Source organism: Pseudorhodobacter sp. (assembly GCF_034675685.1).
Lineage (GTDB): Bacteria > Pseudomonadota > Alphaproteobacteria > Rhodobacterales > Rhodobacteraceae > Pseudorhodobacter.
Genome location: NZ_JAUCDA010000014.1, coordinates 60,327 through 68,475, shown reverse-complemented (window position 1 = coordinate 68,475; position 8,149 = coordinate 60,327). Strand labels below are relative to the sequence as shown.

Below are 8,149 nucleotides of genomic sequence, written 5' to 3'. Positions count from 1 at the left end.
CCTCCTGGCCTGCCATCATACTGATTTTATTAATTTTTTCGGTGAGTGGGCGCATTGTGTACCCACCTTGCTTTGGGTGACGCGGTTTCAGCCGACAACCCCGACTCGGAACTGCGATCTCGTTGGGTCAGCTTCTGTGCCAACCCTTGATCCTGATTGTGGAGGGAAACTGCCCGGCACACGGTGCAGGCAAGCCGGTCAAACATCGCCGTGTATATATTTACACACGATACTTGACCGTTCACTGTCAGATGTGTATCTATCTACGCATGGAGCGGAACAGCAAGAACATCGTCACGCGCCTTAAAGCGGAAGGCTGGACCCTTGTTTCAGTCAAGGGTTCGCACCACAAGTTTCGCAAAGACGCTGTAACGCTGATCGTTCCGCACCCGAAGAAAGACTTGCCTATCGGCACGGCCCGCAGCATCGCCAAAATGGCGGGTTGGATTTGAAGGAGACCGCTATGAAAATCTTCTTGGCTTTGGTTCACAAGGACGAAGACAGCGCCTATGGCGTAAGCTTCCCTGATATCCCCGGTTGCTTTTCTGCGGCGGACACCTTGGCCGATGTGGTTGCCAATGCTGCGGAGGCACTTGATCTGTGGTTTGAAGATGAAGCCGCCATTCAGCCCCGTGACCTCGATAGCGTAAGCACTGAAGTCGCCGCTGATCTGCGTGATGGTGCGATGCTGATCGCGGTGCCGTTCATTCAGCGGACGACCCGCCAGAAGCGTGTAAACATCAGCTTGGATGTGGGCACTCTGTTGGCAATAGACGCCGCCGCTGATGAAGCGAAACTGACCCGATCCGCGTTCTTGGCACTGGCGGCCAAAAACCTGATCATCGGCGGGCCAGTCGGTCAGCACTGAAAAGGCACCGCTGTCGCTATCGAACTCTCCTTACACGGATCGTGAACTGCCGAGCAATTTGACCGGATCGTTGCGCCTTGCTTCAACGGCATATTACAAGCACCGGCAATATGGACTTGTCGGTTCCGAGCTATGACGCTCAAGCCAATCGTGCCATGAGCATCCCAGTTGCGAAGCTCACTTTCCGCGCCCACCTTGATTTGGTTCGAGGGGCGAGTAGCTGCAAAACAGTGCCCACAGTTTGCACCCACCCTTAGAAATTATACAATGAAATCTATTGGGATTTCAGTTCTGCCGGGCCTACCATCCCCTATTCCTTCGCCTTATTCACGGGTTGTTTTTGTAATCGGCTGCCGCCTCGGCTGGGCCTGAGCGTGGATTCGTTGACCGTCAGGGCGATTTCGGGTATGTTTTCAGTATTGGTTCAGAAGGAGTTTTTACAGTGCGCAGGTTTCTTTACTCGGGCATAGTCGCATTTGTGCTGTCAGGCAGTGGGGCGGTGCTGGCCCAAAGCGCGTATTCCACCGATGAACTGGTTGAATTTTATATAAACTCGATCGACATGGGAATGACGCGCGGTATTTGTATTGGCACACCGCAGGAATGTGAAAAGCCCGTCGTGCCGCCTGGTCTGGATATGCGTGTCACCTTTGAGCTTGATTCGGCAGATCTGACGGTAGAGGCACAAAAGAATCTCGCGGTATTTGCGCAGATGATGCAGGATGAAAGGCTGGAAATCGCCCGTTTCGTTGTGGAAGGCCATACCGACGCGCGCGGCACCGATGACTATAATGTGGGCCTGTCAGAGGCACGGGCTATCGCGGTGAAAAACTTTCTGACAGGTTTGGGCGTTTCAGAAGAGCGTTTATCCTCAATCGGTTTAGGAAAATCCAAACCCCGGACCGGGGATGAGTTCGACCCGGAAAACCGCCGTGTGGAATTGCGGATCGACCTTCGGTAAAAGTCTGGCTGTGCCGGTTCCCCGAGCAGGGCCCGGCTCGGCGATTACTGCGCATCGGCTTGGCTTGCGCGGCTTTCGGTTGGCCTGACGCTGCGTGCCAACCAAAAAACCCTTGCCCCACAACAATGCTTAGAACGAGCCAGAGCCGAGAAGGGATTTCTTCATCTCTTTCTTGACCTTGGCCGGCGCGTTGATCACACGTTTGGTGACCGGGTTTATCTTGCGTTTTCCCGCGGTTGCACTTGCCAATGTCGCCTCTGCGCTGGCTTTTGCTTTTGCCCGCACGGATGGGGCAACGCGTGACACACTGACAGCGCAAATCAAATCGGTTTCACGCATCAGTTGGGAAACAAGGGCGTCTGTTGGCTCCAAACTATCCGGCACGGTGCGCTTGGCCAGGAAATAGCTGGTCAAAGCGGTACGAGAGCCTTTGCCCCAATCGCCATCAACGCCCATTCTGTAGCAGCCCAACCGGCGCAGCTCTGTCTGGGCAAGAATGGCCAGATCGGAGTTGTCAATTTCGGGTGTTACTTGCTCTTGCAGCAAGCTTGGATCTATTGCGGCAAGAATTATGCGGTTTGCGTCGGTGTCTGGCGTCACGGGATTGCCCTCAACGCGCAAACGGTCGACTGTGATGGCATTGATCCCGATGATCCCACGCGTTTCCCACGACAGGGCAGCAAGGCGAATTGGCGGCATTTCAGCCGTACCGATTGCGGTCTTTTCTTGCGGTAAAAGCGTTACAATCGTTTCGGGTATCGCGGCCACGCTCTCTGTAACGCTGGGGGATTGCGCAGCGACGGGCGCGCGTGCCGCGACCTGGGCCGGCTCTGGCGGCGCTGTGCTGGGTGCGTCCCCGATGGTTACGCCGCCGTCGACAATCTCGAAAGCGGGGGCGGTTTCTGGCGCTGTCGCTGGGTCTGTGACTGGGGTTGCAAGCTCGGCATTGGCAACTGTCACCGTCTCTATGGCCTCTGGTGCCGCGTCGCCGATTGTCACGCCTGCATCCGCTGCCATTTCCAACCCGAGGCTGGCCACCTCAATTGCGGAATCGGCGGCTTGCAGCGAGGTTTCGGAAAAGCCCGAGGCGCGCAACAGATCCATGAATTTCTTGCGGTCCTCGGGCTCAAGCTGCGCCAAAAGCTCATAGTCGGCCGGGCTTAATTCCTGTTTGGTTTCGGCAACGGGATTGAAATAGAATTGTTCACGCAACGAAGATTGGTCCCAGGGGGTCTGGCGACGCAATGTCCGTTCCTCTACCTCATTGCGAACCTCGATCATAAGGTCGGAAATGGAAATGCCGGGGGTTTCGATATGTTCCAGCAGCGCTGTTGTAAACGGGCTGTTGGGGGCTTCGCCTGCACCGTCAAAGGTAACGGCGCCCGGCTCGGTTGCGAAGGCGACAAAGGTACCGACCCCGGTTTGCAATCGCGCAAGCCCATCCGCCGCCGCCCCCGTACCGCGAACCGATTGCGGCACCGGGTCATTGCGGCAGGCATCGAGAAAAATCAGCGTTTGGCGCTTGCGATCTTGCAGGCGCGCGATGATGCCATCAAGATTCCACGTCTCTTGTTGAATGGCCTCGCGGCTGGACAGTTTGGCATCCACCGGCACCAGGTAATTTGCACCATTCATTTGAAAGGCGTGGCCAGAATAGAAAAATACCGTGCTTTCTGCGGTTTCGGCATCTTTGCTGAAGGTTTCGACCTTTTCCCAAAACGAGTCTGCACCAACATCGGTCAGCAAGGTTACTTCAAACCCCAATCGTTTAAGCGCGTCTGCAATGTCGCGCGCATCGCGGGCGGCATTGCGCAATGGGGTAACGGCCGAATAATCGCCATTGCCGACAACCAGTGCCAATTTGCGGGCCTCGGCCGTGGACAGCCCTGCTGAGATAAAACACAGGGCAAGCGCTGGCACCAAACGCGCCTGACGCAGGCTGAAACTTGGAAGACGTAATGCTTTGAGCGTCATAGTGTTTTTCCAAAATCTTAGGTGAATGGCACAATGCTACAGGTTTTTTCCACTTTGGGCGAGTCTGAATGACAGTTGTCGCGGCTGGCAAGCAAAGGCTTGCCCATTGGGGGTGGACAAATCAGCGTGATCTGATGGTGTCTTGAGTTTTGGACCCGTTTCTGTTAGAAAAGATCATATTGAGAGTTTAACGCCCTATATTTTCATTTTCGCTTTGCAGGATAAGAAGGAATAGATATGCATATTCGCGTGGTGTTCGGGTTGGGCCTGCCGATACTGGTGTTGACAGCAGCCGTGGCTTATGGCCCCGCGGCAGGCATTGCCAAAGCACCAACCTTTGGTCCTGCGGGGCATGCACAGGCACCTGTTCAAACCATTTCAGGGGGGGCAGCCGCCTTTCTGGAGGCGGGTAAAACTGTGTGGGATGTGCCAAAGCAAGCTACGCTGGTGGTGCCGGTCGCTGCGGATCAGGTTTTGAACCTGGCGCAGTCAATGGTTTTGGGACGCACGGATTTTGACCCTGGGCCTGGCCAGCCAAGCGACAGTCCAAACCCGTCAACCAACGGAAACCGGCTGTCAGATCGTCCCGACACGGTGATATCGGGCCCTGTTGGTTCGGCGGTAAAATTGCGGGCGCGCGTTGAGCGGGCACGCCCGGCCGCAGAAATCCAGCCAAAGCCGAAGTTCAAGATGCCATGGCAGACCGGGGTTTTTCAATAGGTATCGGCATCTTGCATCCAACGCGGCCAAAGGCAACACTGCCTTTTTCCCATGAAATCTGTATTGCATCGGCTGTTTTGGTTGACAGAGTGCCCCTGCATGACCTTATTCTGAAACCTTGAATGCCCGGCTGCCCGCCGGGTAAAGTTTACTTTGACTGAGGGAGTTTCGAATAGTGTATACCTCTCATCCTTTTTTGTTAGCGGCCTTGGCTGTGGTGCAGATTGGCATTGCCGGCGCTGCTTTTGCTGAAACCGGCAATATTGAATTGGAATTGAACACTGCCAAAGATGAAGGGCAGGGCTGTCGGCTGACCTATGTTGCGACCAATAACACCTCTGTATCGCTGGAGAAATCTTCGTATGAGGTTGCGGTTTACAACACCGAAGGCATTGTCCAGCGCCTGCTTGTGCTGGAGTTTGGCTGGTTGCCGGTTGGCAAGACCCGTGTCGTGCAATTCGACTTGCCCGAACAGGGCTGCGATTCATTCTCGCGTATTTCGGTGAATGGCCCGGTGGAATGCACCTCGGATAAGGGCGAGGAAGATGTGTGCCGTGACAACCAATTGCTGAGCAGTCGGGTACGGACCATTCAATTCAATTGATAACTGATTGCTGCCCGTCACGGGCAGTGCGCAGGCCCGTTAGGAAAATGACATGCCTGATATTGCAGGTTTTGACGCCGTAACCTTGTCGGTTTTTGCGGCCCTTGTATTATTGTCGGTTGCGGCGACGACGGTGACGCTGGTCAAGGTTGTTCAGTTCGCCATGCTTGGTTTGGGGCGGAAACGCCAGGCCGCACAGGTCTTGGCGCATAAGCTGGCTGGCAGGCTTGATGCTGCGCTGGTTGCCGCCTTGGCGGGGAAGGGCGTGAAGATGCGGGTATTGCAGGCTGTTTTGGCGGCCCAGACCCAACGCCCCGATGCCACGGATTGGGCCGAAGAGGTTGGCAGACAAGCTGCTTTGGCCGAGTTGGCTGCGATGGGGCGGTGGATGCGCGTCTTGGAAGCGGTGGTTCAGGCGGCCCCGATGCTGGGCCTTTTGGGCACAGTCGTCGGCATGATTGATGCTTTTGGCACGCTTGCCCAAAGCACCGGCGGCGTGGACCCGGCATTGTTGGCGGGTGGTATCTGGACTGCGCTGACCACCACCGCCATCGGCCTGTCTATCGCATTGGTGTTTTACTTTGTGGCGATCTGGCTTGAGGGGCGGATTGAAAGTGAACGCCAAGACCTGGAGGCGCTGTTATCCGTGGCCGTTCACGGCAGCGTTGCTGGGCCGTCGGCTGGGGGGTAAGGCATGGCAGGGCAGCGTATCAGCCTTGCGGCATTGGGTGCGGCCAGCCGCCCGCGCCGCTATGGCTTTGCGCTTACGCCATTGGCAGATGCGATGTTTCAGCTTTTGATCTTTTTCATGCTGTCCTCCACCCTGTCGCCATATTCCCTGATTGCGCTGACGGGGGGCGCGCCCGCAGGCCAGACAGCCATTACCGGCTTGCCCGATGATAGCAGCGCAGCCCCGAAACCCGATCAGGCGCTGGTGATCTGGCACCTGTCGCGCGGTCAGATCCGGGCAGGGAACGAAACCCTGCCCCTGGCCGAGTTGGCCGGGCTTGTCCCCGCGCTCTTGGCCGAGACCCCCATCGAAGTCCTGATTTTTCCAACGCGCTCGGCCACGGTACAAGATATCGCCACCGTGCTGGAGGTGTTGGGCGGTCGCGGCGTTACAAAGGTGCGGCTGGTGGCGGGCAGCCGGGTTCAGGGGGGCTAGATGCGAACCGCACGCCTCGTCCCAAGTCGCCCGCGTCGCCAGCCCGATTTTTCGCTGGCCATTGTGAACATCGTGTTGCTTTTGGTGTTCTTTTTTCTGATCACCGGGTCGCTGGTGCAGCAAGGCGAAACCAGTGTGAACCTTGCGGAAACCTCGGACTTGCCGCTGGAACGGCTTCCGCGCCCGCTTTTGCTGATCGACCCGCAGGGTGCTATGGCGCTGGACGGTGTGCCGGTGACCGCAGATCAGATCGCTGCGACATTCGGGGGCGCGCGCCCCGAGGCGCTTTATCTTTTGGCGGACGGCGGGCTCAGCGCAGATCGGCTGATGGCGCTGACCACGCGTGCGGATTTGATCGGCATTTCAATGCGGCTGATCACATTGCACATCCGACCCGAGCCGGCACCATGAGCCGCGGGGCGTTCGCAACCGTGCCACTTTGGGTCGGGGCAGGGGCCGTGGCGGTGTCAGTGCATCTTGCGCTGGTTCAACAGGGGCTTGCGGCCTATAATGCCCGCAATGGGGTGCCGCCGCCGCCGGTTGTATTGGAAATAGAGATCATGGCCGTGGCCAGCAGTGTCGCGGGCGAAGATGCGCCGGTAAAGACCGTGACCGCAGTTGCCGCTGAAAGCCTGCCGGCCAGAACCAGCGCTGATCGTGCCGATGTGTCACAGCCCCAGACCGCCCGGAAGGCCGCCCCCAGCACAGCAGAGCGTTTGGTTGGGGCTGCCAGCCGCGAACCCGCCCCGGCCAACACTGCCGCCCGCGTTGCCCTGACGCCACCGGCAACGACTGTCACCCCGGCCCGGCCAAGACCCGCAAGCGTGCTTGCCGCCAGATCATCCGCCAATGCGGTAAAGCCTGCGCCACCTGCGCCGGGCCTGACCGCCCCGGCAATTGCCCCGGTTGCGGTCGGGCCTGAAACGCGCCACGCACCCACAGCGACAGCCCAGACGCCTTTGGCGGGGGTAAGCGCGGTTGGGCCGGTCGCACGGGCCAGCAGCACTGCGCCGGCAAGCGCCGCCACGCCGGTCGCCCCGCTACAGGCTGCGCCGCGTAAAGTCATTGCTGCCGTCGCGGCGGTTCCCCGGAAAAACCCGGATGCAATCCGCCCGGTGGCCTCTTTGCCGCCCCCCGCAGAGGTGAAGGCGCAAGAGGGGGTTGGCGCGCCGCAACCGGCCCAAACGCCACAGGAAAATCTGCTGACCTACCGTTCCGTTTTGGACATTCTGGCCACGATGCCCAAATCACCCTGCTTTGCCGCCCTGCCAAGCCTGTCGGATGAGAGCGTGTTTCAGCTGGAGGTTTTCGCCCAAACGCCTGCCGCCCTTGCCGATTTCGCGCAGGGCTTGACCCGCCGTGTCGGCCAGATGCCCAACAGCACCATGAAGGCGATAAGTGCCGCGCAATGTGGCGCTGCGGATTTTATCAGCGAAGGCCCGGCCTACCCAAGATCCAAACTGTTCTTTGATATTCCCGTCCGAGAGATCAAAAGCGGCGAGGCGCTGGAGGGCAGAATTGGCAATACTTCGGGCGGCTTCATCAGCTTTTTTCTGATTGACGATGAAGGGACGGTGCAAGATTTGGCTGGGTTCTTGCAATTTCGCTCTGGTGAGGCCCGTTTTCGGATTCCCATGTCACTGACCGGCAAGCCGGTGGTCACGCAACAATTATTGATGGCCATTTCCAGCCCGTCCCTTCTGCAATCGGTGATTGCGATGAACGGGGCCAGTTCCGATACATTCTTTGCGGCCCTTACCGCCGAGCTCCGCGAAAAAGCCCATTCAGAAGACGTCGCCCTTGTTGCATTTTCAGTCGAGTGACGTTTCCAGGTCATCGCGGGCTGCGAAATTTGAC

10 protein-coding genes are annotated in these 8,149 nt (G+C 58.0%); 9 read left to right on the top strand and 1 reads right to left on the bottom strand.

Going from position 1 to position 8,149, the window contains the following annotated elements:
• The first annotated feature begins 146 nt into the window (after positions 1 to 146).
• The 3 genes from VDP61_RS11400 (at position 147) to VDP61_RS11390 (ending at position 1,829) form a co-directional block, all read left to right on the top strand.
• The gene (locus VDP61_RS11400) at positions 147 to 452 is read left to right on the top strand and encodes a type II toxin-antitoxin system HicA family toxin (protein WP_323007016.1); all 306 of its coding nucleotides are present in this window, start codon (positions 147 to 149) and stop codon (positions 450 to 452) included.
• 11 nt (positions 453 to 463) lie between these two features.
• Complete coding sequence (locus VDP61_RS11395; protein WP_323007015.1) at positions 464 to 868, top strand: type II toxin-antitoxin system HicB family antitoxin; 405 nt, start codon at positions 464 to 466, stop codon at positions 866 to 868.
• A 442-nt stretch (positions 869 to 1,310) separates the two neighbouring features.
• Positions 1,311 to 1,829 carry an OmpA family protein gene (locus tag VDP61_RS11390; RefSeq protein ID WP_323007014.1) on the top strand — a complete coding sequence of 173 codons (519 nt, stop codon included), beginning with the start codon at positions 1,311 to 1,313 and terminating at the stop codon, positions 1,827 to 1,829.
• 129 nt (positions 1,830 to 1,958) lie between these two features.
• Here VDP61_RS11390 and VDP61_RS11385 read toward each other — a convergent pair whose 3' ends face one another.
• Complete coding sequence (locus tag VDP61_RS11385) at positions 1,959 to 3,803, bottom strand: caspase family protein (RefSeq protein ID WP_323007013.1); 1,845 nt, start codon at positions 3,801 to 3,803, stop codon at positions 1,959 to 1,961.
• Positions 3,804 to 4,040: 237 nt separating this feature from the next.
• On the opposite strand from VDP61_RS11385, the gene VDP61_RS11380 reads away from it, so the two are divergent.
• The 6 genes from VDP61_RS11380 to VDP61_RS11355 all read left to right on the top strand — a co-directional run bounded on the left by VDP61_RS11380 (position 4,041) and on the right by VDP61_RS11355 (position 8,115).
• Positions 4,041 to 4,523: a hypothetical protein gene (locus VDP61_RS11380; RefSeq protein WP_323007012.1), complete on the top strand. Its 483-nt coding sequence runs from the start codon at positions 4,041 to 4,043 to the stop codon at positions 4,521 to 4,523.
• 175 nt (positions 4,524 to 4,698) lie between these two features.
• Positions 4,699 to 5,127 (top strand): hypothetical protein, encoded by a 429-nt coding sequence (locus VDP61_RS11375; RefSeq protein WP_323007011.1) that lies wholly within the window; start codon positions 4,699 to 4,701, stop codon positions 5,125 to 5,127.
• 52 nt (positions 5,128 to 5,179) lie between these two features.
• Positions 5,180 to 5,818: a MotA/TolQ/ExbB proton channel family protein gene (locus tag VDP61_RS11370; protein ID WP_323007010.1), complete on the top strand. Its 639-nt coding sequence runs from the start codon at positions 5,180 to 5,182 to the stop codon at positions 5,816 to 5,818.
• A 3-nt stretch (positions 5,819 to 5,821) separates the two neighbouring features.
• The gene (locus VDP61_RS11365) at positions 5,822 to 6,292 is read left to right on the top strand and encodes a biopolymer transporter ExbD (protein ID WP_323007009.1); all 471 of its coding nucleotides are present in this window, start codon (positions 5,822 to 5,824) and stop codon (positions 6,290 to 6,292) included.
• A complete protein-coding gene (locus VDP61_RS11360) occupies positions 6,293 to 6,703 on the top strand; it encodes an ExbD/TolR family protein (protein WP_323007008.1) in 411 nt (136 codons plus the stop codon). It begins immediately after the preceding gene.
• Positions 6,700 to 8,115, top strand: coding sequence for a hypothetical protein (locus tag VDP61_RS11355; protein WP_323007007.1), 1,416 nt, complete (start codon positions 6,700 to 6,702; stop codon positions 8,113 to 8,115). The genes VDP61_RS11360 and VDP61_RS11355 overlap by 4 nt, the downstream gene beginning before the upstream one ends.
• Positions 8,116 to 8,149 lie beyond the last annotated feature (34 nt).

Bases quoted from the DNA above. Each gene is read 5' to 3' on its own strand.
- VDP61_RS11360 (WP_323007008.1), top strand. From the start codon at position 6,293: ATGCGAACCGCACGCCTCGTCCCAAGTCGCCCGCGTCGCCAGCCCGAT.
- VDP61_RS11385 (WP_323007013.1), bottom strand. From the start codon at position 3,803: ATGACGCTCAAAGCATTACGTCTTCCAAGTTTCAGCCTGCGTCAGGCG.
- VDP61_RS11365 (WP_323007009.1), top strand. From the start codon at position 5,822: ATGGCAGGGCAGCGTATCAGCCTTGCGGCATTGGGTGCGGCCAGCCGC.
- VDP61_RS11380 (WP_323007012.1), top strand. From the start codon at position 4,041: ATGCATATTCGCGTGGTGTTCGGGTTGGGCCTGCCGATACTGGTGTTG.
- VDP61_RS11355 (WP_323007007.1), top strand. From the start codon at position 6,700: ATGAGCCGCGGGGCGTTCGCAACCGTGCCACTTTGGGTCGGGGCAGGG.
- VDP61_RS11370 (WP_323007010.1), top strand. From the start codon at position 5,180: ATGCCTGATATTGCAGGTTTTGACGCCGTAACCTTGTCGGTTTTTGCG.
- VDP61_RS11395 (WP_323007015.1), top strand. From the start codon at position 464: ATGAAAATCTTCTTGGCTTTGGTTCACAAGGACGAAGACAGCGCCTAT.